We start from the raw sequence: 20,830 nt of genomic DNA on the forward strand, positions 1-20,830 counted from the left end.
GGCGGCCTCGGCGCGGGGCCCACACGCGGGCGGGGGAGGCGCCGCGACCGGTGCCTCCCCCGCCCCCGCCGGCCCGTGTCGCGACACGGGCCGGGCACGGCCTCTAGCCGCCCTCCCGGCCCCCGTCGCGGCCCTGGTCGCCGCCGGTGAGTCCGCCGAGCTTCTCCTCGGCCTCGCTCTTGTACCCCTCGGCCTTGTCCTTGTACCCCTCGGCCTTCTCCTTGTGCTCGCCGGCCTGGTTCTTCAGGTCCTCGGCCTTGCCCTTGTACTCGTCGAACGCGGACATGCCCACCTCCTGTAGGGGTTCTGCCGTTCTCCTCCCAGGCCTCACCGATCCACCAGTGCAAAGAACCCCATACGGGGCAAAAAGTTGACATTCCGGTCGGGGTGGCGGCGTCGTTCCCCGACCGCGTCCGCAGGCGCAGCCAGCGATCCGCGGAGGAGGGGTGGCCGCGGCCCCGGGGTCCTGCTGCGATGGAACCCCCACCACGAAAGGGGTTCCGCCCATGGCAGAGCCGACCGGACCCGCCGCCTCCCCCGCCCGGGGAGCCCTCCGCCTCGACCGCAGGTCCCTACGCGCCGACCTGCGCCGTCTGGTGCCCGACACCGCCGCCGCCCTCGCCGTCACCTTCGCCCTCTTCGTCCTCCTCTACTCCCGCATCGAGGCGGGCACCTCGCAGACCCTCGTGGTCATGCCCTTCCTCGCCGACGCGGGCGAGTACTGGCTGTACTGGCTCTGCCAGGCCTTCGGCTGGTCCGGCCTGCTGTGGGCCTGGATCACCGTCATGCTCGGCCTGCTCCGCTCGACCGCCCCCCTGCCCGGGGCGCCGGTCTCCCACGCCCGGATCGAACGCTGGCACCGCGTCACGAGCCTGACCACCATCGGGCTCATGTTCGCCCACGCCCTCGCCTTCTTCCTCGAACTCGTCCGGGACAACGAGCACGGACTGGGCTGGGGCGGGCGCCTGTCCTCCGCGTTCGTGGACACCTTCGTGCCCGGCGGTTACTCCTCCGGGACCGGGCAGGTGGCCATCCTCATCGGCCTCATCGCCCTCTACCTGGCGATCCCGCTCGGCCTCGCCTACTACGTGCGCTCATGGACCGGGACGCGCCTGTGGCGGGCCCTGCACCGGTTCGTCATCGTCGTCTACGCGCTCAGCGTGTGGCACACCCTGCTCTACGGAACGAACGTGTGGTTCGACGGCTGGTTCCGCACCGCGGTGTGGGCGCTCCAGCTCCCCGTGGCCCTTCTGCTCCTGGCCCGGCTCCTGGCGCCGCTGCGCGCGGACGAGCGCTTCACCCCGGGCGACCTCGCGGGAGGGCGCAGGCTCAGGGGGCTCGCACGCGCGGGGGCGCGCCTGGGCGTCGCGGCCGCCGTCGTCGTTCTGCTCGCCGTGACCGTCACCGGTCGCGACGGGGGCAGGACGCCGGGGGCCGAGAGCGGGGAGATGCTGGTGACCCAGAGCATGGTCTGGGGCGGGCTCGCCCTCCTGCTCACGGTGGTCGGGGCGGTCGTCCTCGCGCTGCGCGGGCGCCCCGCGCGGGAGTGAGGCGGACTCTCACGCGGGCGGGGAGGCACCCGTCGGTGCCTCCCCGCCCGCGATCGCCCGGACCCCCTACCTTCCGGGCTTGTCGTCCCGGGTCAGGGCGTCCTTGGCCTTCTCGCCCGCCTGCTTGAACTTCGAGGTGTTCTTCTCGGCCTTGCCCTCGGCCTGCCACTGCTGGTTGTCCGTGGCCTCGCCGAGCTTCTCCTTGGCCTTGCCCTTCAACTCGTCGGCCTTGTTCCTGGCCTGGTCGCCTGCGGACATGTGCGCCTCCCACTCGGTGTTCGCTCCTGTGGGCAGACCTGACCGCCGGACGGGGGCACGAACCGTGGGCCCGGTAAAAAATCCGACAAAAACGGCAGAGGGTGCCGCCTAGGCTCCGGGGGCGACGGTGGCCACCGAGTCGAACGGGGCGTGCGTGCCCACCCGGTTGCTGATGCCCTCGCGCACCATCTCCTTGGCCACGTCGGCGGCCGGTCCCACGTCGCCGCCCTTGGCCAGCTCGGCGGTGATCGCGGCGGCGAAGGTGCAGCCCGCGCCGCTCACCCTGGCGTTCCCGATCTTGGGGGCGCTGAGGACGACCGTCTCCTCGCCGTCGAAGTACACGTCCACGGCGTCCGGGCCCGGCAGCTCCACGCCGCCCTTGACGATGACGTGCCGCGGCCCCAGCTCGTGGATGCGGCGGGCGGCCTCGACCAGGTCGTCCACCGTCTCCAGCGCCTCCATCCCCGCGAGGGTGCGCGCCTCGAAGAGGTTGGGCGTGATCACGGTGGCCAGCGGCAGGATCTGCGCGGTGAGCGCCTTGTCGGTGTCCAGGGCCGCGCCCGGCTCCTGGCCCTTGCAGATCAGCACGGGGTCCAGGACCACGTGCCGCCACGGCTGGCGCTGGAGCCCCTCGGCGACCACGTCGATGGTGTCCGGGGTGCCCAGCATCCCGATCTTGACCACGTCCAGGTCGTGGCAGGAGGTGGCCGCCTCGATCTGGTCGGCGATGACCTCGGGGGCCACGGGGACGAAGCGGTGGCCCCAGCCGTTCTCCGGGTCGAAGGACACGATGCAGGTGATCGTCCCCATGCCGTAGACGCCCAGCTCCTGGAAGGCCTTGAGGTCGGCCTGGATACCGGCGCCGCCTGTGGCCTCCGACCCTGCGATCACGTACGCGCGGTTGGTCATCGGGGAACCCCCTCGTCTCGGTGTGCTGTTGCGGAGTCCGCGGTCCCCACCTGCCCGCGAACCCCCGAACAATTGCACCACAGCGGACAGACCCGACGTTCCCCCAGGTCGGGGTGGCCGATCCGCGACACCCCGGCCACGGTCCGCGACCGGGGCGGGTGCGCCGGGGTGTGGCGCGGCGGGACGCCGCCGCGCCCCGGCCGGATCCTTCCGGGACCTGGACGGCAGAAAAATATTACCGTATTATTTTTTCATGGCACGAACAGCGGACCACGAGGAGCGCAGGCGGCAGGTCGCCCGCGCGCTCCTGAGCACGGTGGGGGAGCGGGGGCTGGCGCGGACCACCCTCGCCGACGTCGCCGACCGGGCCGGCGTCTCGGTCGGCCTGGTGCAGCGCTACTTCCGCACCAAGTCGCAACTGCTGCGCTTCGGCGTGGAGTACCTCTACAAGCAGGGCGCCGACCGGCTGACGGCGGTGAACACCGACGGGCCGCCGATCGCCTCGGCCCGCGACTGGGTCTCCCGCGCGGCGCGGACCCTGCTGCCGCTCGACGACGAGCGCCGCGCCGAGCTGACCGTGTGGCTGGAGTTCCTGCCGACCACGATGACCGACCCGGAGATGTCGCGCCTGCACAAGGACACCACCGCCGACCTGGTGGGCGTGTTCACGCAGGTGATGGACGAGGCGGTGCGCCGGGGCGAACTCCCGCCCGGCACGGACACGGCGGCCGAGGCCGCCGGGCTCGTCGCCCTCGTGGACGGCCTGACCGTGCACCACCTCATCACCGGCGATGACGCCTTCTCCGAGAGCGCGGTCCGCGCCGCGCTCGACACCCACCTGGAACGGCTCTTCCCCGCCCCCGAGAGTCCGTGAACCCGTGAACCCGTACGAGCCAGAGCCCGAGGGGGCCGCTATGACCAGCACGACACCGCGGAGCACGGCCACGGCCCGCCCGACCACCCGGCTGCCCCTGCTCGACGTCCTGCGCGGCGTCGCCATCATGGGCACCCTGGGCACCAACGTGTGGCTGTTCGCCGCACCGGGCGCCGAGGCGGGCATCATCTTCGTCCCGGACTCGCTCGGCCCGATGGCGGCCTTCCTGGAGGCCCCGTCGGCGGCGACCCTGGCGCAGGGCCTGTTCGCCTTCGCCGCCAACGGCAAGTTCCTGGCCCTGCTCACCCTGCTCTTCGGCGTGGGCCTGGCCATCCAGTTCCGCTCCGCGGCCAGGCGCGGCGGGCGCTGGCCCGGCCCCTACAAGTGGCGGGCGCTGTTCCTGTTCGCCGAGGGGCTCGTGCACTTCACGCTGGTCTTCGCCGCGGACGTGCTCATGGGCTACGCGGCGGCCTCGATCGTGGTGGCCTGGCTGCTCACCCGGTCGGAACGGGCGCAGAACGCCGTCATGTGGACGTGCGCCGCCCTCCACCTGGCCTTCGTCGGCCTGGTCACGGCCGCGCTCCTGTCCGAACCGGACCCGGAGGGCGCCGAGGTCCCGTCCGAGGCCGTGGAGCTGTACGCCGAGGGCGGTTACCTGGAGCAGGTCGCCTTCCGGCTCGACAACGCGCTGCTGTTCCGGGCCGAACCGGTCATCACCTTCGCCCTGATGGTGTTCATGTTCCTGCTGGGCGTGCGGCTCCTCCGCGCCGGGGCCTTCGGCGGCGACGACACCGGCCGCCGGATCCGGGGCCGCCTGCTCGTCTGGGGGCTGGGGATCGGGCTGCCGGTCAACCTGGCCACGTCCCTGGCCGGATCCGACCTGTTCATGCTGGACCGCTACGTCGCCGCGCCCGTCGTGGCGCTCGGCCTGGTCGGCGCGGTCGGCTGGGTCGTGGACCGGGCGAACCCCGCCGGACGGGGGGTCACCGCCGTGTCCTCCCTGGGGCGGATGGCGATGAGCGGCTACGTCGCGCAGAACGTCGTCTGCATGCTGGTCTGCTACGGCTTCGGCCTGGGGCTTGCCGCCCGCCTGGCCGACACCGGCCCGTGGTGGGTGATGGGCCTGTGGGCGTCGGTGTGCGCCCTGCTCCTGACCGTCTCGACGCTCTGGCTGCGCCGCTTCCGGGCGGGGCCGCTGGAGGCGCTGCAGAAGGCGGTGCTGGCGCGGGTGCCCGAACGCCGCTGACCACCCCGCCGGTGGACTCTCCGGCGGACCTCGACCCCGCACGCCGCGTCCGCCGCGGGCGGACCGGCACCGGGCGGCGTGCGGGGACGGCGGCCCCCGTCAGATCTGGTAGACGGGGGTCTGGGGCGTGTTCCACCGCGTGGGAGTGCCCTTGGACCCGAAGAAGTCGCCGCCCTTGCGCAGGGCGTCGTCGGTGCCCCAGGCCTCGTCGCGGCCGACCTTGCGCAGGTGCGGGATGTGCTTGCGGCAGTGGATGTAGGCCTCCTCCACGTGCACCACCGTCCACAGCACCGCCTTCTGACCCGGGACCTCGGGCTCGGGCAGGCCGTGGACGTGGCGCCGCAGCTCCACGTCCTCCAGCAGGGACGCGCGGCCGTTGACGTGCAGTCCGATGCGCTCGTGCGTGAAGTCCAGGAACATCAGGCCCACGTGCGGGTTCTCCAGGATGTTGCCCGCGCTGGCGAAGACTCCGTTGCCCCGGAACTCGGGGTAGGTCAGGGTGTGCTCGTCGATCACGTGGACGAAGCCGGGCGGGCCCGCGCGGAAGCTGGAGTCGCACTCGCCGTGCCGGTCGGAGGTGGCGATGAACATCATCTCCTGCCGGGCGACGAACTCGCGCATGAGCGGGTTCAGGTGGTCGAGCATCTGGTCTCGGTAGAAGCGTTCGGCGCGTTCGCTCGTGCCGTTCAGCGCCTGGACGCGGTGCTCACCCTCGCTGCCGGGAACGTGCCGTGGGGAGGTCTCGCGCATCACTGCCTCTCGGTGGGGCTGGTGGGGCTGGTGTGACTGTTCAGGGACTCAGGGGCCGCTGCTGTCGGGGAGGAGGGGGGTGTCGGGGAAGGGGGTGCGGACGCGCCGGGGCGTCACCCGGTGCCCTCGGGGTGAGGCCACCGCGCCGCGGCGCGGGTCAGCGTGTGGGGGCGTCGGCCCGCCGGTAGGGGGAGGACCCCTCGGCGGAGGGGCCGGGCTGGGCCGGCGCGGGCGGTGCGGGGCGCTCCTCGGCCGGGGACGCGGCGGTTTTGCCGTGCCTGGCCGTCTCGGACCCGGCGTGCCTGGCCGTCCGGGACTCACCGGACCCGGCCGACTCGGCCTCGCGCGCCCCCGCGAGCATGTTGGCGGTGATCCACTCGTAGACCACGATCCAGGCGGAGCTCATGGAGGAGGACCAGGTCGGCGAGACCTCGCTGACCGCGCGCACCAGGGCGCGGCCCACGTAGGGGTAGTGCTCGGGCTTGATGTCCATGTCCCGCTTGTGCTGGGCGCCCAGCCGCCTCAGGTACCCGGCGACCTCCTCGGGCTCGTCGAGGTAGCGGACGACCTCCAGCAGGGCGAAGGCCATGCGCTCCTTCTGCGTCTGCATGTTCGCGGGGAACATGTCGCGGACGGCGGGCGCCATCTCGAACAGGTTCTGGTAGAAGCGGTCGGCCAGACGGGTGGAGCCGGGCGGTAACGCGGAGCACGACTGCCGGACCGCCTCGATGACGGCGGGGGCGGGAAGCGGTACCTCTTCGATGGAGCGGGGAGACAAGGAAGCCTCCAATCAGGTCGCGGAAAGGGCTGTGCCACGGGGGTGCACGTACCACCGTGGTGACGGAGCGTAGTCAGACCGGAGGTGCGGACACGCGTTCCCCGCTGGTTCGCCGACCGGGGGGACACGTGCGGGCTCCGTGCGCGCGGAGCCGGACGACCGGACGCGCGCGGGAGGGCCTCAGCTCACCGCCGGCCCGGCGGAGTCCCGGGGAACGGAGGGGCCGCCCCGGCGGCCGGTCCCGCCCTTCGGGTACTCCCAGCCTCCGGCGCTCCTGACGGGGCCGTGTGCGCGGGCTGGGACGAAGGGGACGGACGTAGCGCTCCTTCGGCAGTAGCGGGGGTGTCGGGAACCCTCATCGCTGCCTCGTCTTCTTCCGGATTCAGTACGCATCCGAGGCTCGGATAGCACTGAATGCCACGTGAGGGGTGAGCGACGACCGTTTCAATGTTCGCTACCCCCTTTACTGTGCCTGTTGTGGCAATGTAACAGAAATGTCGACGTTTGAGGATATTACCCTCTGGTAGCGCATGAGGCCACAGTGCTACCTGAGTTATCTGCGGTGACTTTCGTCCTTCGTGTGACAGCCGACCTCCGTGCACCGCCCGGAGGGGGCGCGTCAACCGATCGGTTGACGCCGCGATCCACCGATCCCTTGGGCGGGCGGGACGACGTGCTCCGCTCCGTGGCCCCCGGAGCATGGGCGCGACGGCGGAAGGGAGCCCCCGTGTCCACCCTGCTGCGCGTCACCGTGACCGAGGCCCGGCCGCCGACGCTGTTCTTCCGCGCCATGCCGCCGCCCCGGCGGCTGTCCATCGAGGCGCCGGGGCCACCGGCTGCCTGCTCAGGGACGCCCCCGACGGACTCCTGCGCGGGGTGCGCGCGGTGCGCCGGTCTCCCGGGTCGCGGCTTCGCGGTCCGCGTGCTCCGCCGCCCCCGCCTCTGGTTACCCCGTTGGGTGATTGGTTAGATACTCTCCGTTCGCGTCCGGGGTGGTGACCCCGGTCCGTACGAGTGGGAAGTGGGCGCGATGGACGCGTGGGCACATGACGGGGACCCGGGGGCGCGGGACGGTTCCGAGGGGTGGCGGGGGAGGGCGACGCGTCCCGGCGCGGAGCCGGACGCGCCGGACCCGCGGGGCGGGCCCGAACGGCTGCGGTTCGCGTTCCGCCTGGTCGACGGCGCGGACGAGTACGGCCTGGTCTTCTCCTTCGCCCGCCTCGGCGGAGCGGCGGCCGGGAGTCCGGAAGCCCACCAGGCGGTCTGGTACGTGGCCGACCGGCGCGCACGCGAGCACGGCGGCGAGTCGTGGGTGGACCAGGGGTGCGTCGACACGGTCCGCGCCCTCGTCGGGGCCGACCGGGTCACCGACCCGCGGGTGCGCCGGGCGCTCCTGGACACCCTCTCCCAGGGGCGCCTGCCCGAACCCGACCGCCTGCTCCCCCACGCGGTGCGGTGGCGGGAGGCGCCACTGGAGCTGGAAGCCGGGGGAGCGGCGTGTGTGCGCGGGGACGGGCGCGGCGGTTTCCTCGTCGAGGCGCGGGGGGAGGAGTCCGGTTTCCGGCTGCGGCTGTCCCCGCCCGGGGACGGCGGTCACCCGCGCGAGCACACCGACACGGCCCACGCCTCCACGGCCACGGACCCGGAGGCTCCCGGTCCGGAGACCGTGAGTCTGGAGGCTTCTGAGCCGGAGGGCCCCGCCCCGGAGGCCACGGGTCCGGGGGTTTCCGGCCCGGAGGCCACGGGCCTGGAGGCCTCCGCCCTGGAGGCCACGGGGGTCCTCCACCTGCGGGGCCGCTCCGCGCGGGTCACGGGCCGGGGCTGGTACGAGCGCGCGTCCGGCGAGGACCTCCTCCCCGCGCGGGACGGCCGCGACGCCTCCTGGTCCCGTGCCCGCGTCCGCCTGGACAACGGGTGGGAGCTGGCCGTCCACCGCGCCGGCGGGGCCGACGCCCCGGACGGGAACCCGGCCGCGTGCGAGGCGACGGCCGTGCTGTCCTCCCCGGGCGGGGAGCGCGTCGAGGCGCCCGCGACCCTGCGCGTCCTGCGCCCCTGGACGTCCCTGGCCACCCTCAACACCTATCCCACGGCCTGCGACGTGGAGGTCCCGCTCCTGGACCTGCGGCTCCGGGCCGCGGCGTGGTTCCCGCGCCAGGAGGCGGCCTCGGTCACCGCCCCCTCCGGGAGGCTGGAGGCCCACGCCGACGCCGAGGGCACGATGGGCGGCCGCCCGGTCCGCGGCCACGGACTGTGGGAGGTCTTCCCCGACACCCGGATCGAGGACTTCGAGCGGCACGTCACCCGCGTCCGCGCGATCACCCGCCAGGAGATCGACCGCCTCTACCCGGCGGAGCCGGACGCGCGCTCCCTGGCGGAGCTGGCCGGGACCGAGCACCGGCCCGAACGGCTCGACGGCGCGGTGCTGGAGGACCTGCACGCGTCGCTCGTGGGCCCCGTGCGGCACGCCACCGCGGGCCTGGGCAAGAGCTGGCGCTCCTACGTCTCGATGGCGGCCATCGAGCTGTTCGGCGTCGACAGCGAGCCCTACCGGCCCCTGGTGGCCGCCGCCGAGCTCCTGCACACCGGCTGCCTCATGATCGACGACGTCGAGGACCGCTCACCGCTGCGGCGGGGCCGACCGGCGGCCCACGTCGTCTTCGGCGAGGCGGTCGTCGTCAACGCGGGGACGGCGGCCTACTTCGCGCTGGACCGCGTCCTGAACCGGATCCTGCCCGACGACGCGGCCCTGAGGCTGCGCGTCTACCAGGTCTACCTCCGGGCGCTGCGGGCCGGACACGGCGGCCAGGCGATCGACATCGCGGGTCACCGGGCCGCGATGGACGAGGCCGTGGAGACGGGCGACGCCGAGGCGCTCCTGCGGCGGGTGCGCTCGGGCCACTGGCTCAAGACCGCGGCGCCCGTGCGGGGGCTGGCCGAGATCGGCGCGCTCGTCGCCGGTGCCCGCGAGGAGCAGTTCCGGGCGCTGGGCGAGTACTTCGACGCCGTGGGGCTGGCCTACCAGATCTCCGACGACGTCATGGACCTGCGCGGCCTCACCGCGCCCGCCGAGGGCGGCGGGCGCTCGGCCACCAAGCACACCGCCGAGGACCTGCGCGCGGGCAAGGTCACGATGCCGCTGGCCCACGCCGTGGCCCTGCTGCCGCCCCGCCGGGCCCGCGAGCTCTGGTACTCGGTGCGCGACGGCGACGCCGACGAGGCGACCGTGGCCGCCGCCGCGGCGTCCCTGGAGGAGTGCGGCGCGGTCGCCGCCTGCACCGGGGAGGCCCAGGACCTGGTCGAGCGGACGTGGAAGCCCCTGCGGGACCTGGTGCCCTGCACGTGGACCTCCGTCATGATGGGCGCCCTCGGCGCCTACGCCGCCCGCCGGGAGCGCGAGTAGCAGTCGCCCCGCCCCTTCCCCGCGAGTGAGCAGGCCGGTACGCGGTGGCGGGGGCGGCGTTCCGCCCGCGCCGCCGGGACCGCCGCCGGGCCTTCGTGCACCCGCGTGCTCCCGGGCCCCGGCGTGCGCCGGGGGCGTTCCCGTGCCTCGGGGGACTCCCCTTCCAGGAAATGGGAAAACGGTTGTGCGCCCTTCACGGAAACGGCCGGAAGGGTTTTCTCCGGAGGGCGGTTCCTCCGTTCTCCGGAGCGGGCGCCATCCCGTTTCCGCGTGCTTTCCATGGAAGTGCGCACAGTCCTCGTGCGCAGGCGTTTCTCCCTGTTCCGGCGGGCCGGAGGCGACCCTTCGGAAACGGGTCGGAGGTACGATTTCGGGGAATGCCGAGCGGCGTATCCGCGTTGAATCGGGTACAGGAGCGCGAGCCCCCACGGGGCTCCGCCGCAGTTCCCGTTCCGTGCCCCTGCCAGCGGGCGGGAGCGGAGGCCGTGGGGAGGAGCGGTGCAGCACATCGAACACACGCCGTCCGACGAGGTCCTGGCCGACGCCGACCTCGGCGCGATGACCCCGGAGGCGCTGGCCGCCCTCGAACGCTTCGGGCGCGAGGTCTCCGCGGCCGCGCGCCGGGCCCTGCGGGCGCACGCCGAGGCGGGGGAGACCGCCTCCGCCGCCCGCGCGTGGAACGTCCTGGCCTCGGCCGACGGGGACTACTCCGTACGCGAGGCGGCGCACGTCCTCAACCGGGACCCCGCCATCTCCACCGGGCAGCGCCGACTGTTCTCCTTCATCCGCGCCAGCGGAATGGTCTCCCCGGACAACGACGTGCCCAGGGCCCGGCACGAACGCCACCTGCGCCTGCGGCCCACGTCCTACGACCACCCCCGCACGGGCAGGCGCGTGCCGGGGAGGCCGCAGCTGCGGGTCACCGCCGAGGGGCTGCGGTACCTGCACCGGAGGCTGGCCGGACACACCGCCCCGGCCCTGGACGAGGCGGCGTAGGGCCCGCGGGGCGCACGCCGCGTCCGCCACCGCCCGCCCGCGAGCACGGTGCGGACCGGGAACGGCCCCGGCCCGCACCGCAACGCGCGTCAGGGTTCTTCCATGTGCTCCCGGGCCCCCGACGCGCGCCGAGGGCCCCGACGCGCGCCGGGGCCCTCGTACGTCAGGACAGGCGCAGGCCCACGCGGGCGGTCCCGGCCGGGACCGACACCAGGGCGCCGTCGTCGGTCACGGTGACCTCCGCCCCGGTGCCGTCGGCCTCGGCCCCGCCAGCGCCGACCAGCAGCACCCGCCACCCGTGGGCCGGAGCGGCCTCGGCCGCCACGGTGACCCCGTCCCCCGAGCGCTCGGTCCGGAAGACCGCGGCGGCCGAGCCGTCGGCGGACGGCACGACCGTGGTGGTCGCCGGAGCCGCCTCCCCGGCCCCGTACACGCGCAGGGTCAGTCCGTCCGTGTAGTCGTAGTCGGGCCGGTCGTCCACCGCGCCGACCGGCAGGACCGCGTTCGGCCGCACCAGCAGGGGCAGGGAGTCGAACCCGTGGGTCTCACGGCGCCAGACCGGGCCCCGCACCGTCTCGCCCGTGACCAGGTGGGTCCACACGCCCTCGGGGACGTAGTACTCCACGGAGCCGTCCGCGCTCAGCACCGGGGCGACCAGCAGGTCCTCACCCAGCATGTACTGCGTGTCCAGGTGGTGGCAGGTCGGGTCGTCGGGGAACTCCAGCAGCATCGCGCGCATCATGGGCGTCCCCTCCCGGTGGGCCTGCACGGCCGCGCCGAACAGGTAGGGCATGAGCGCGCACTTGAGCCGGGTGAACACGCGGGCCACCTCGGTGGACTCCTCGTCGAAGTCCCACGGCACCCGGTAGGAGCGGCTGCCGTGCAGCCTGCTGTGCGAGGAGAGCAGGCCGAACGCGAGCCAGCGCTTGAACACCGCGGCGTCGGGGGTGCCCTCGAAGCCGCCGATGTCGTGGCTCCAGAAGCCGAACCCCGACAGCCCCAGGGACAGGCCGCCGCGCAGGCTCTCCGCCATCGCCTCGAACGTCGAGGCGCAGTCGCCGCCCCAGTGCACCGGGAAGCTCTGCCCGCCCGCCGTGGCCGAGCGCGCGAACAGGACGGCCTCGCCCTCACCGCGCTCGCGCTTCAGCAGGTCGAACACCGTCTCGTTGTACAGGTGCGTGTAGTAGTTGTGCATGGCCTGCGGGTCGGAGCCGTCCGACCACACCACGTCGGTCGGCACCCGCTCGCCGAAGTCGGTCTTGAAGCAGTCCACGCCCATGTCGAGCAGGGCCTTGAGCTTTCCGGCGTACCACGCTCGGGCGTCGGCGGACGTGAAGTCCACCAGCGCCATCCCCGCCTGCCACATGTCCCACTGCCACACGGTCCCGTCCGGCCGCCGGACCAGGTGCCCCAGCCGGGAGCCCTCCTCGAACAGCGCCGACCGCTGGGCGATGTAGGGGTTGATCCACACGCAGGTCCGCAGTCCGCGCCCCTTGAGCCGGGAGAGCATGCCCACGGGATCGGGGAACAGCTCCGGGTCCCACTCGAAGTCGCACCAGTGGAACTCGCGCATCCAGAAGCAGTCGAAGTGGAACACGCTGAGCGGCACGCCCCGCTCCGCCATGCCGTCGATGAAGCGGTTGACCGTGTCCTCGTCGTAGGAGGTGGTGAACGACGTGGACAGCCACAGCCCGAACGACCACCGCGGCGGCAGCGCGGGGCGGCCGGTGAGCGCGGTGTACCGGGCCAGGATCTCCTTGGGGCTCTCCCCGTGGATCACGTAGTAGGTCAGGGCGTGGTCCTCCACGCTGAACTGCACGCGGCCCACCGACTCCGAGCCGACCTCGAACGACACCGGTCCCGAGTGCGCCACGAACACCCCGTAGCCCCGGTTGGTCAGGTAGAACGGCACGTTCTTGTAGGCCTGCTCGCTGCTCGTGCCGCCGTCGGCCTGCCAGATGTCCACGGTCTGGCCGTTGCGCGTGAACGGCGTGAACCGCTCGCCCATGCCGTACACCAGCTCGCGGATCCCCAGCGACAGCTGCCCGAGCATGTGGTGGGAGCCGTCCGCATCCTCCATGAAGGCGGTGCCCTTGGCGTCGGAGCCGGTCAGCACGGTGCCGCCCGCGCGGAACTCCATCCGCCAGGGGCCCTCGGTGGCCACGCGCAGCGACAGGTCCCCGCTGGTCAGCTCCACCGAGGAGCCGTCCCGCGCCACCGAGGGGGCGGCGCCGGGGTCGCTGCGCACGTCGAACTCCGGCGCGCGCCGGACCGAGCCCGCCAGGTGCGTGCTCCGCACCCCGATCACGCCGGGCGCGGGCGACCAGCAGTCCACCGTGATCAGCGGTGTGTTGAGCGTGTCCCCCCGGTGCCCGATCGGGCGCACCGGGGCGTAGAGGGTGAACCGGTCGTCGTGCACCCGCACGTCACGGGCCTCGCGCGCGCGGTTGGCGCGCACGCCCTCCCTCATCTGCCAGAAACCGTCGGTGAACTTCATGGGCGTCCCTTCCCTGTCGTCGTGGTCTCGGTTCGCCGGTGGCGCGGGCGGCGGGTCACTTGATCGACCCCCCGGAGATCCCGGCCGCCACGTATTTCTGCGCGACGACCAGGAGCACCGCCGCGGGGATGGAGGAGAGGACGGCCACGGCCATGACGGCGCCCCAGTCGCCGACGTGCGCGCCGATGTACTCGTAGATGCCGAGCGTCACGGGCTTGACCGCGTCGGTCGTGTTCAGCGTCAGCGCGAACAGGAAGTCCGACCACGCGAACAGGAAGGTGAACAGGCTGCCCGTGATCAGCGCGTTGCGGCTCATCGGCAGCACGATCGAGACCAGCACGCGCAGGCGTCCGCCGCCGTCGAGCATCCCGGCCTCCAGCACCTCCTCGGGGATGGACACCATGAACGCGCGCAGCAGGACGATCGTGAAGGGGATGCCCAGGGACGCGTCGGCCAGGATCAGCCCGAGGTAGGAGTTGACCAGGTCCAACTCGACGTAGGCGTTGTACAGCGCGTTGGCCACGACGATGCCCGGGACCATCTGGGTGATCAGGGTGGCGAACACGACCGTCTCCGCGCCGCGCAGCCGGAACCGGGCCAGGGCGTAGGCCGCCGGGGTGGCCACCGCCAGGCAGACCGCGACCGCGCCGAGCGCCACCAGGATCGAGGTGAGCAGGTTGCCCGCCTGCGACTCCCAGGCCCGCTGGAAGTTGCCGAGGTCGAGCGTGCGCGGGAACCACCGCAGCTCCACCATCGCGGCGCCCGGTTGCAGCGCCGTGTTGACCATCCAGTACAGGGGGAACAGCAGCACGGCCAGGACCAGGACGCCGAACACCACGCTCACGGCGTCGCCCCGCGCCCTGCGCGTCACGCGCGGGCGCCGGGGCCGCGCGGCGGCCGGTGCCCCGCCGCTCCGGGGCGGGCCCGCCGGGGCGGGGGCGGTGCTCTCGGGTGCGGCGCTCATCGGGTGACACCTCCACGGTTGGCGCGCAGGTAGATGACCGCGAACACCATGCTGACGAGGATCAGGACGTTGCCGACCACGGCCCCCTGGCCGAAGTCGAGCTGGAGGAAGGACAGCTGGTAGGTGAGGGTGCCCAGGGTCTCCGTGGAGTGCGCCGGACCGCCGTTGGTCAGCGCCAGGATCAGGTCCAGGATCTTCACGGTCGACATGAAGCCCAGCACCAGCACCACGGTCACGACGGGCCGCAGCAGGGGCAGGGTCACCCCGAAGAAGGTGCGCAGCGGGCCCGCGCCGTCGAGCACGGCCGCCTCGCGCAGCTCCGCGGGGATCTCCTGGAGCCCGCCGTAGAGGATCACCATGTTGAAGGGGATGCCGATCCAGATGTTGACCAGCACCACCGACAGCAGCGCGAAGTCGGGGCTGCTCAGCCAGGGCACGGCCGACGACGTGATCTGGAGCGCCTGGAGCGACTCGTTCAGCACGCCGGTCTCCTGGTCCAGGACCCGGCGCCAGACGGTGCCGGCCACCACCATCGGGATCAGCCACGGCAGCAGGAGCAGGGACCGCATGATCCCCGACAGCGGGAAGCGGCGGCTGAAGAAGACCGCCAGCGCCATGCCGATGCAGAACTGCCCCGCCAGCGATCCCAGCGTGAACAGCAGGGTGTGCCACAGGGACGCGCCGAACAGCTCGTTGGCGAAGACCGCCCGCCAGTTCTCCAGCCCGTTGAACGGCGCCTCCCCCGTGAAGTACGTGGAGAAGGTGTAGTCCTGGAAGCTCATCGCCACGTTGCGGACCAGCGGGTACCCGAAGAACAGCAGCATGTACAGCAGCGCCGGGGCGACGAACAGCCACTTGGTGAGGTTCTGGCGCCCGCGCGCCGCGGTCGCCGTCCTCGCGGTCGCCGCCGCCGCGGGTCTCGTCCTCGTCGCCGTCACGACCGGGCCTCCAGTTCCGCCTCGACCCGCGCCTGGGCGCGTTCCATGGCCTCCTGCGGGCTCGCCTCGCCGGTGAGCGCCGCCTGGAGCGCGGTGCCGATGGCCTGGGAGTAGGCGTTCCACTCGGTGCCGGCGTACTCGGTCCGGCTGCGCGCCGTGCGCACCTGTTCCACGAACGGGGACAGCTCGGGGACCAGGTCGCGGTACTGCTCGGCCGCCCCGGTGTCCACGGGCACGTTGCTGCCCTTGGTGGACCAGTCCAGCTGCGCCTCGGCCGTGGTCAGGCAGGCCACGAGTTCGGCGGCCACGCGCTCGCGGTCGGGGTCCTCGGCGTTGACCGGCACGGTGAAGGTGGTTCCGCCGATCGGCGCCACCGAGGTGTCCCCGGCCCCGGGCACGGGGATCTCCGCCACGGCCCACTCCAGGTCGGGGTGCTCCTGGAGGACCGGCAGCTGCCAGGGGCCGTTCACCATCATGGCCGCGTTGCCCGCGATGAACTGGTCGTTGACGTCGGCCTGGGTCCAGTTGACCACCGAGGGGGAGACCGATCCCGCCTCGACCAGCGAGGTGACGTACTCCAGCGCCTCCACCGACTCCGGTGAGGCCAGCTCCCTCTCGTCGCCGCCGTTGGACCACAGCCACGGCAGGAACTGGTAGACGCCGTCCTCGGTGGCCAGGGCGCTGATCGCCAGGCCGTAGCGCTCGCCCCCGGTCAGCTCGGCGGCGGCCTCCTCCAGCTCCGCCCAGGTCCGGGGCGGGTCGATGCCCGCCTCCTCCAGGGCGGCCGCGTCGTAGAAGAGGCCGAGGGAGTTCACCGACCGGGCGGCGCCGTAGTACACGCCCTCGTAGCTGCCGATGGACAGCGCGCCCTCGGACAGGCCCTCCGTGGGTATGCCGAGTTCCTCCAGCGGTACCAGGCCCCCGGCCGCCGCGAACTGCGGCAGGTCCGAGCCGTCGAGGTTGAGCACGTCGGGGAGCGAGTCGGAGGAGGCCATCCGCAGGGCCTTGGGCACGAGCTGGTCGGCGGGCACGCTGACGTGGCGCACCTCCACGCCCACCCGGTCCCCGCAGGCGTCCATCGCCTCCTGGTCCCAGGTGTGGTAGGGCTCGTCGGTGCTGGAGTCCATGATGGTGTACACGCTCGGGTCGCGTTCGGCCGCGCAGCCGACTCCGGTCAGGGCGAGCGCCGCGGCGCAGGCGGCCGCCGACGCCGTTCGTAGTGGGCGGTGCGGGGGTCGGTACAGGTGTTCGTGCATGTCGGGGGCCTTCTCGGCGGGGGCGGGTGTCCACGCGCCGGTCGCCTCGGGGCTGGCGCCGCCGGGGTCGCGACCGGCCGTCGGGTCCGGCGAGCGGGTCGCCGGGGCCGGTGGGGGTCAGGGCGGGGGAGCGGCGACCGTCCCTCCGGGGGTGATCTCGGGCGGGATGAGTTCGCGCCGTCCTCCCGGGAGCGGCGGGCTGCCGCGCGCGGCCTCGGCGGCCAGCCGGGTCACGGCGGCCGACATCCGCTCGACGGGCAGTTCGACCCGGGTCACGTCCAGTCCCGCGAGGTCCTCGGGGAAGCTGCCGATGGCCACCAGGGAGACGTCCCCGGGCACGTCGGCGCCGCGCGCGGCGAGGTGGCGCAGCACGCCGGGCACGGCGGCGGGGTGCTGGAGGGCGAGCGCGGTGGGCGGGCGCTCCCCGTCGAGGAGCGCGTCCAGCCGCCGGTACAGCTCGGCGGGGTCCTTCGCCGAGGGCAGGACGCGTACGGGGACGCCGAGTTCGGCGGCGGCGCGCTCGGCCCCGCGCAGACCGCGCACGGAGTAGCTGCGGCCCGAGGCGATGTCCTCCTCCACCGTCGACACGAAGCACAGGTCGCGGTGCCCGGCCCCGTGCAGCAGGCGCAGCGAGGCGACCGCGGCCTCCTCCCAGTCGAGGTCGGCCCAGGGCGCGGCGTCCTCGTCGGAGGGGCGGCCGAGGACCACCACGGGGAACCCCAGCGCGTCCATCGCGCCGATGCGGGGGTCCTCCATCTCCACGCCCATGATCACCGCGACGTCGGCGAGCCTGCTGCGCGCGGCGCGCTCCAGCCCGTACGCCCCGGCGTCGTCGTCGCGCACGGTCAGGAGCAGCAGGTCGTAGCCCAGCTCCCCGGCGGCGCGGCTCAGCCCGTACATGAACCGCCCGCCGACCGGCAGGTAGCCGGGCGAGGCCAGCGGCAGGGCCAGCGCGATCACGCGGGTGCGGGCGCTGCGCAGGGAGCGCGCGCCCGCGTTGGGGTGGTAGCCCAGTTCGTCGATGGCCGTCCGCACCGCGGACCGGGTCCGTTCGGAGACGCGGCGGGAGCCGCTGAGCACGTAGGACACCGTGCTCGGGGCCACACCCGCCGCCGCGGCGACGTCCTTGATGGTCACCATCGCGGCCTCCCTTCCCCCGCACACCACTGTCGAAGCGCTTCGACAGCCTGCCGCGCGGATCCGTCGAATCGATTCGATGAACGGGCACCATGGTAGGAACCACACCCCCGTGTGACAACCCCCTCATCGGAGGATCCCTCACAGGGCCCCGGGGCCGGGCCGCCTCCACCCGGCCCGCCGCGCGCCGAACCGGCGCCCCCGTTTGGCGTGCGCCCGCGCGGTCAGGAGCGGGGAGAGGCGGACGAGGGGAGAACGCCATGGGACGCGGAGTCGCGCGCAAGCTGATCGACGCGCACCTGGTCGAGGGGGAGATGGCGCCCGGAGAGGTCATCGGGCTCTCCGTCGACCAGACCCTCACCCAGGACGCCACCGGCACCCTGGTCATGCAGGAGCTGGAGGCCCTCGGCCTGGACCGCACCCGGGCCGGGGTCAGCGTGCAGTACGTGGACCACAACCTGCTCCAGACCGACGAGAAGAACGCGGAGGACCACGCGTTCCTGCACTCGGCGGCGCGCCGGTACGGCCTGTGGTACTCCAAGCCCGGCAACGGCGTCTCCCACCCCACGCACATGCAGCGCTTCGGGGTGCCCGGCGCGACGATGGTCGGCTCGGACTCACACACCTGCGCCGCCGGATCGCTGGGCATGCTGGCGGTCGGCGTCGGCGGCCTGGAGGTCGCCATGGCCGTCGCCGGGCGTCCACTGCGCGTCCGGGCGCCGCTGATCTGGGGCGTGCGCCTGACCGGTGAGCTGCCCCCGTGGACCTCGGCCAAGGACGTCATCCTGGAGATGCTGCGGCGGCACGGGGTCAAGGGCGGTCTCAACCGGATCATCGAGTACCACGGTCCCGGGGTCGCCACGCTCACCGCCATGGACCGCCACGTCATCGCGAACATGGGGGCCGAGCTGGGCGCCACCACCACGGTCTTCCCCTCCGACGGCGCGGTGCGCGACTTCCTGCGCGCCGAGGGCCGTGAGGACGACTTCACCGAGCTGCTGCCCGACGACGACGCCGACTACGACGTGACCGACGAGATCGACCTGTCCGGGGTGGAGCCGCTCATCGCCCGGCCCTCCTCGCCCGGCGACGTCGTCCCGGTCCGCGAGGTGGCGGGCACCGACGTCAGCCAGGTCGTCATCGGCTCCTCCGCCAACCCGGGACTGCGCGACTACGCGGTCGCCGCCGCCATGGTCAGGGGCCGCCAGACCGACAGCGCGGTCAGCTTCGACGTCAACCCGTCCTCACGCCAGATCCTCTCCGACCTGACCCGCACGGGAGCGACCCTCGACCTCATCCAGGCCGGGGCCCGCATCCACCAGGCCGGATGCCTGGGCTGCATCGGCATGGGCCAGGCGCCCGCCGTCGGACGCAACTCGCTGCGCACCTTCCCGCGCAACTTCCCCGGCCGCTCGGGCACCGAGGAGGACGCGGTGTGGCTGTGCTCCCCGGAGACGGCCGCCGCCTCCGCGCTCACCGGCGTCATCACCGACCCGCGCGACCTGGCGAGGGAGCTGGACATGGCCTACCCCGACCTGCGTCCGCCGGAGCGGGCGGCGGTCAACACCGCGATGCTCGTCCCGCCGCTGCCGCCGGAGGAGGCCGCGCGGGTCGAACTCGTCAAGGGCCCCAACATCTCCGCGCTGCCGGACTTCCCGCCCCTGCCCGACCGGATCGAGGCGCCGGTGCTGCTCAAGGTCGGCGACGACCTCTCCACCGACGAGATCTCCCCGGCGGGCGCCCGCGCGCTGCCCTTCCGCTCCAATGTGCCCCGGCTCGCCGAGTTCACCTTCACCCGCATCGACGAGGACTACCCCCGCCGGGCGAGGGAGGCGGGCCGCGAGACCGGCCACATCGTGGTCGGCGGGGAGAACTACGGGCAGGGCTCCTCCCGCGAGCACGCGGCGATCACCCCCCGCTACCTGGGTCTGCGGGCGGTGATCGCCAAGTCCTTCGCCCGCATCCACTGGCAGAACCTCGCCAACTTCGGGGTGCTGGCCCTGCGGTTCACCGACCCCGGCGACTACGACCGCGTCGGCTCCGGCGACGTCCTCGTCCTGGACGGCCTGGAGGAGGCCCTGACCTCCGGTTCGGAGCTGACCGCGCGCAACACGACGAGGGACGAGGAGTACCGGCTGGACCACCAGCTCTCCCCGGCGCAGGCCGAGGCGGTGCTGGCGGGCGGCCAGATCCCGCTGCTGGCCCGGGAGCTGGACTGACCCGCCCACCGCCCGGGCCGGACGCCGGTGCGCCCCCTCAGGAGGCGGTGTCGGAGGAGCGCTCCCTCTCCTGCTCGGCGCCGCTCCGCGCGGTCGGCTCCGCGCCCTCCTCCGGTGCGGCGGGGGCGGTGCGGCGCTCGACCAGGTGGGCGCGCAGCGACCAGACCACGGAGCCGATCCACGCCGCCCACACGAGCACGTAGACGGCCGTCTGGGCCGCCGGGGGAAGGGCCAGCAACTCGGTGCCGAGCAGCGTCCGGGTGTTGGTCAGCACGATCAGCCCGCCGACCAGCGAACCGAGGATGCGGGGCGGGATGTAGCGCACGATCCAGGCGGCGATCGGTGCCGCGACGATGCCGCTGATCAGCAGCGCGAGCACCCAGCCGACGTTGATCCCGGCCGCGCCCAGACCGACGAGGAAGCCGAGGCTGGCGGCGAGGGCGACGATGAACTCGCTGGTGTCGATGGTGCCGACGACCTTGCGCGGCTCCATGCGCCCGCTGGCCAGCAGGGCGGGGGTGCCGACCGGGCCCCAGCCGCCGCCTCCGGTGGCGTCGACGAACCCGCCCACCAGGCCGAGCGGGGTCAGGAAGCGCCTGCGCAGGGGCTTGTCCAGGTTCCGGGTCGGCGTTCCCCACGCGGTGAAGCGGATGAGGATGTAGAGGCCGAGCGCGAGCAGGATGCCGGACATGATCGGCGCGGCGGCCTCGGTGGACAGCCAGCTCAGGAAGGTCGCCCCGGCGAACGAGCCGATCGCGCCGGGCAGGGCGATGCGCCGGACGACCTTCCAGTCGACGTTGCCCAGCTTCCAGTGCGAGACGCCCGAGGCCAGCGTGGTGCCGATCTCGGCGAGGTGGACCGTGGCCGAGGCCGCGGCCGGGTTGGTGCCGAAGAGCAGGAGCAGGGTGGTGGAGGTGACGCCGTAGGCCATGCCGAGACTGCCGTCGACGAGCTGGGCGAAGAATCCCGCGACGGCGAGGAGGACGAGAGTGCGCATGTGGGCCTTCCGGTGGGGAGGGATACGCGGGGCGGTGGAGGTCGGCTCGGTGTCCGGCTCC

The 20,830-nt window shown here is 73.4% G+C and carries 17 protein-coding genes; 6 read left to right on the forward strand and 11 right to left on the reverse strand.

Annotation, left to right across the window (positions count from 1 at the left end; translation table 11 throughout):
- Positions 1 to 103 precede the first annotated feature (103 nt).
- Entirely contained in the window at positions 104 to 286 is a 183-nt protein-coding gene (locus EV372_RS12860) for a hypothetical protein (RefSeq protein ID WP_130396197.1), read from the reverse strand.
- A gap of 220 nt (positions 287 to 506) precedes the next feature.
- Between EV372_RS12860 and EV372_RS12865 the strand changes: the two genes are divergently transcribed.
- Positions 507 to 1,550 (forward strand): ferric reductase-like transmembrane domain-containing protein, encoded by a 1,044-nt coding sequence (locus tag EV372_RS12865; RefSeq protein WP_130396198.1) that lies wholly within the window; start codon positions 507 to 509, stop codon positions 1,548 to 1,550.
- 66 nt (positions 1,551 to 1,616) lie between these two features.
- On the opposite strand, the gene EV372_RS12870 is transcribed toward EV372_RS12865, so the two are convergent.
- Positions 1,617 to 1,808 (reverse strand): CsbD family protein, encoded by a 192-nt coding sequence (locus EV372_RS12870; protein WP_013155903.1) that lies wholly within the window; start codon positions 1,806 to 1,808, stop codon positions 1,617 to 1,619.
- Positions 1,809 to 1,916: 108 nt separating this feature from the next.
- Entirely contained in the window at positions 1,917 to 2,717 is an 801-nt protein-coding gene (thiD, locus tag EV372_RS12875; RefSeq protein ID WP_130396199.1) for a bifunctional hydroxymethylpyrimidine kinase/phosphomethylpyrimidine kinase, read from the reverse strand.
- Positions 2,718 to 2,970: 253 nt separating this feature from the next.
- On the opposite strand from thiD, the gene EV372_RS12880 reads away from it, so the two are divergent.
- Both EV372_RS12880 and EV372_RS12885 read left to right on the forward strand, forming a co-directional pair.
- Positions 2,971 to 3,591 (forward strand): TetR/AcrR family transcriptional regulator, encoded by a 621-nt coding sequence (locus EV372_RS12880; protein ID WP_130396200.1) that lies wholly within the window; start codon positions 2,971 to 2,973, stop codon positions 3,589 to 3,591.
- A gap of 40 nt (positions 3,592 to 3,631) precedes the next feature.
- Positions 3,632 to 4,837 (forward strand): DUF418 domain-containing protein, encoded by a 1,206-nt coding sequence (locus tag EV372_RS12885; protein ID WP_130396201.1) that lies wholly within the window; start codon positions 3,632 to 3,634, stop codon positions 4,835 to 4,837.
- 99 nt (positions 4,838 to 4,936) lie between these two features.
- Here the strand turns inward: EV372_RS12885 and EV372_RS12890 are convergent, their stop codons facing one another.
- Both EV372_RS12890 and EV372_RS12895 read right to left on the reverse strand, forming a co-directional pair.
- Positions 4,937 to 5,587 carry a pyridoxamine 5'-phosphate oxidase family protein gene (locus EV372_RS12890; RefSeq protein WP_130396202.1) on the reverse strand — a complete coding sequence of 217 codons (651 nt, stop codon included), beginning with the start codon at positions 5,585 to 5,587 and terminating at the stop codon, positions 4,937 to 4,939.
- A gap of 157 nt (positions 5,588 to 5,744) precedes the next feature.
- Complete coding sequence (locus EV372_RS12895; protein WP_130396203.1) at positions 5,745 to 6,365, reverse strand: globin domain-containing protein; 621 nt, start codon at positions 6,363 to 6,365, stop codon at positions 5,745 to 5,747.
- A 1,030-nt stretch (positions 6,366 to 7,395) separates the two neighbouring features.
- On the opposite strand from EV372_RS12895, the gene EV372_RS12900 reads away from it, so the two are divergent.
- Both EV372_RS12900 and EV372_RS12905 read left to right on the forward strand, forming a co-directional pair.
- Positions 7,396 to 9,765: a polyprenyl synthetase family protein gene (locus tag EV372_RS12900; protein ID WP_130396204.1), complete on the forward strand. Its 2,370-nt coding sequence runs from the start codon at positions 7,396 to 7,398 to the stop codon at positions 9,763 to 9,765.
- 498 nt (positions 9,766 to 10,263) lie between these two features.
- Positions 10,264 to 10,761 carry a phage antirepressor KilAC domain-containing protein gene (locus tag EV372_RS12905; protein ID WP_130396205.1) on the forward strand — a complete coding sequence of 166 codons (498 nt, stop codon included), beginning with the start codon at positions 10,264 to 10,266 and terminating at the stop codon, positions 10,759 to 10,761.
- 163 nt (positions 10,762 to 10,924) lie between these two features.
- Here the strand turns inward: EV372_RS12905 and yicI are convergent, their stop codons facing one another.
- The 5 genes from yicI to EV372_RS12930 form a co-directional block, all read right to left on the reverse strand.
- Positions 10,925 to 13,258 (reverse strand): alpha-xylosidase, encoded by a 2,334-nt coding sequence (yicI, locus tag EV372_RS12910; RefSeq protein WP_130396206.1) that lies wholly within the window; start codon positions 13,256 to 13,258, stop codon positions 10,925 to 10,927.
- A gap of 55 nt (positions 13,259 to 13,313) precedes the next feature.
- Complete coding sequence (locus EV372_RS12915) at positions 13,314 to 14,222, reverse strand: carbohydrate ABC transporter permease (protein WP_130396207.1); 909 nt, start codon at positions 14,220 to 14,222, stop codon at positions 13,314 to 13,316.
- Positions 14,219 to 15,160, reverse strand: a complete 942-nt coding sequence (locus EV372_RS12920) for a carbohydrate ABC transporter permease (protein ID WP_130396208.1) — start codon at positions 15,158 to 15,160, stop codon at positions 14,219 to 14,221. The genes EV372_RS12915 and EV372_RS12920 overlap by 4 nt, the downstream gene beginning before the upstream one ends.
- Positions 15,157 to 16,416 (reverse strand): extracellular solute-binding protein, encoded by a 1,260-nt coding sequence (locus EV372_RS12925; protein WP_130396209.1) that lies wholly within the window; start codon positions 16,414 to 16,416, stop codon positions 15,157 to 15,159. The genes EV372_RS12920 and EV372_RS12925 overlap by 4 nt, the downstream gene beginning before the upstream one ends.
- A gap of 117 nt (positions 16,417 to 16,533) precedes the next feature.
- Positions 16,534 to 17,556: a LacI family DNA-binding transcriptional regulator gene (locus EV372_RS12930; protein WP_130396210.1), complete on the reverse strand. Its 1,023-nt coding sequence runs from the start codon at positions 17,554 to 17,556 to the stop codon at positions 16,534 to 16,536.
- A 257-nt stretch (positions 17,557 to 17,813) separates the two neighbouring features.
- Between EV372_RS12930 and EV372_RS12935 the strand changes: the two genes are divergently transcribed.
- Positions 17,814 to 19,772 carry an aconitate hydratase gene (locus EV372_RS12935; RefSeq protein WP_130396211.1) on the forward strand — a complete coding sequence of 653 codons (1,959 nt, stop codon included), beginning with the start codon at positions 17,814 to 17,816 and terminating at the stop codon, positions 19,770 to 19,772.
- Between the two features lie 37 nt (positions 19,773 to 19,809).
- Here the strand turns inward: EV372_RS12935 and EV372_RS12940 are convergent, their stop codons facing one another.
- Positions 19,810 to 20,769: a sulfite exporter TauE/SafE family protein gene (locus tag EV372_RS12940; protein ID WP_130396212.1), complete on the reverse strand. Its 960-nt coding sequence runs from the start codon at positions 20,767 to 20,769 to the stop codon at positions 19,810 to 19,812.
- Positions 20,770 to 20,830: the final 61 nt, after the last annotated feature.

This window comes from Nocardiopsis sp. CNZ308, assembly GCF_004217075.1.

Coding starts and splice junctions, on each gene's coding strand:
- EV372_RS12935 (WP_130396211.1), top strand. CDS start 17,814: ATGGGACGCGGAGTCGCGCGCAAGCTGATCGACGCGCACCTGGTCGAG.
- EV372_RS12930 (WP_130396210.1), bottom strand. CDS start 17,556: ATGGTGACCATCAAGGACGTCGCCGCGGCGGCGGGTGTGGCCCCGAGC.
- EV372_RS12860 (WP_130396197.1), bottom strand. CDS start 286: ATGTCCGCGTTCGACGAGTACAAGGGCAAGGCCGAGGACCTGAAGAAC.
- EV372_RS12870 (WP_013155903.1), bottom strand. CDS start 1,808: ATGTCCGCAGGCGACCAGGCCAGGAACAAGGCCGACGAGTTGAAGGGC.
- EV372_RS12885 (WP_130396201.1), top strand. CDS start 3,632: ATGACCAGCACGACACCGCGGAGCACGGCCACGGCCCGCCCGACCACC.
- EV372_RS12880 (WP_130396200.1), top strand. CDS start 2,971: ATGGCACGAACAGCGGACCACGAGGAGCGCAGGCGGCAGGTCGCCCGC.
- EV372_RS12915 (WP_130396207.1), bottom strand. CDS start 14,222: ATGAGCGCCGCACCCGAGAGCACCGCCCCCGCCCCGGCGGGCCCGCCC.
- EV372_RS12925 (WP_130396209.1), bottom strand. CDS start 16,416: ATGCACGAACACCTGTACCGACCCCCGCACCGCCCACTACGAACGGCG.
- EV372_RS12890 (WP_130396202.1), bottom strand. CDS start 5,587: ATGCGCGAGACCTCCCCACGGCACGTTCCCGGCAGCGAGGGTGAGCAC.
- EV372_RS12940 (WP_130396212.1), bottom strand. CDS start 20,769: ATGCGCACTCTCGTCCTCCTCGCCGTCGCGGGATTCTTCGCCCAGCTC.
- thiD (WP_130396199.1), bottom strand. CDS start 2,717: ATGACCAACCGCGCGTACGTGATCGCAGGGTCGGAGGCCACAGGCGGC.
- EV372_RS12900 (WP_130396204.1), top strand. CDS start 7,396: ATGGACGCGTGGGCACATGACGGGGACCCGGGGGCGCGGGACGGTTCC.
- yicI (WP_130396206.1), bottom strand. CDS start 13,258: ATGAAGTTCACCGACGGTTTCTGGCAGATGAGGGAGGGCGTGCGCGCC.
- EV372_RS12865 (WP_130396198.1), top strand. CDS start 507: ATGGCAGAGCCGACCGGACCCGCCGCCTCCCCCGCCCGGGGAGCCCTC.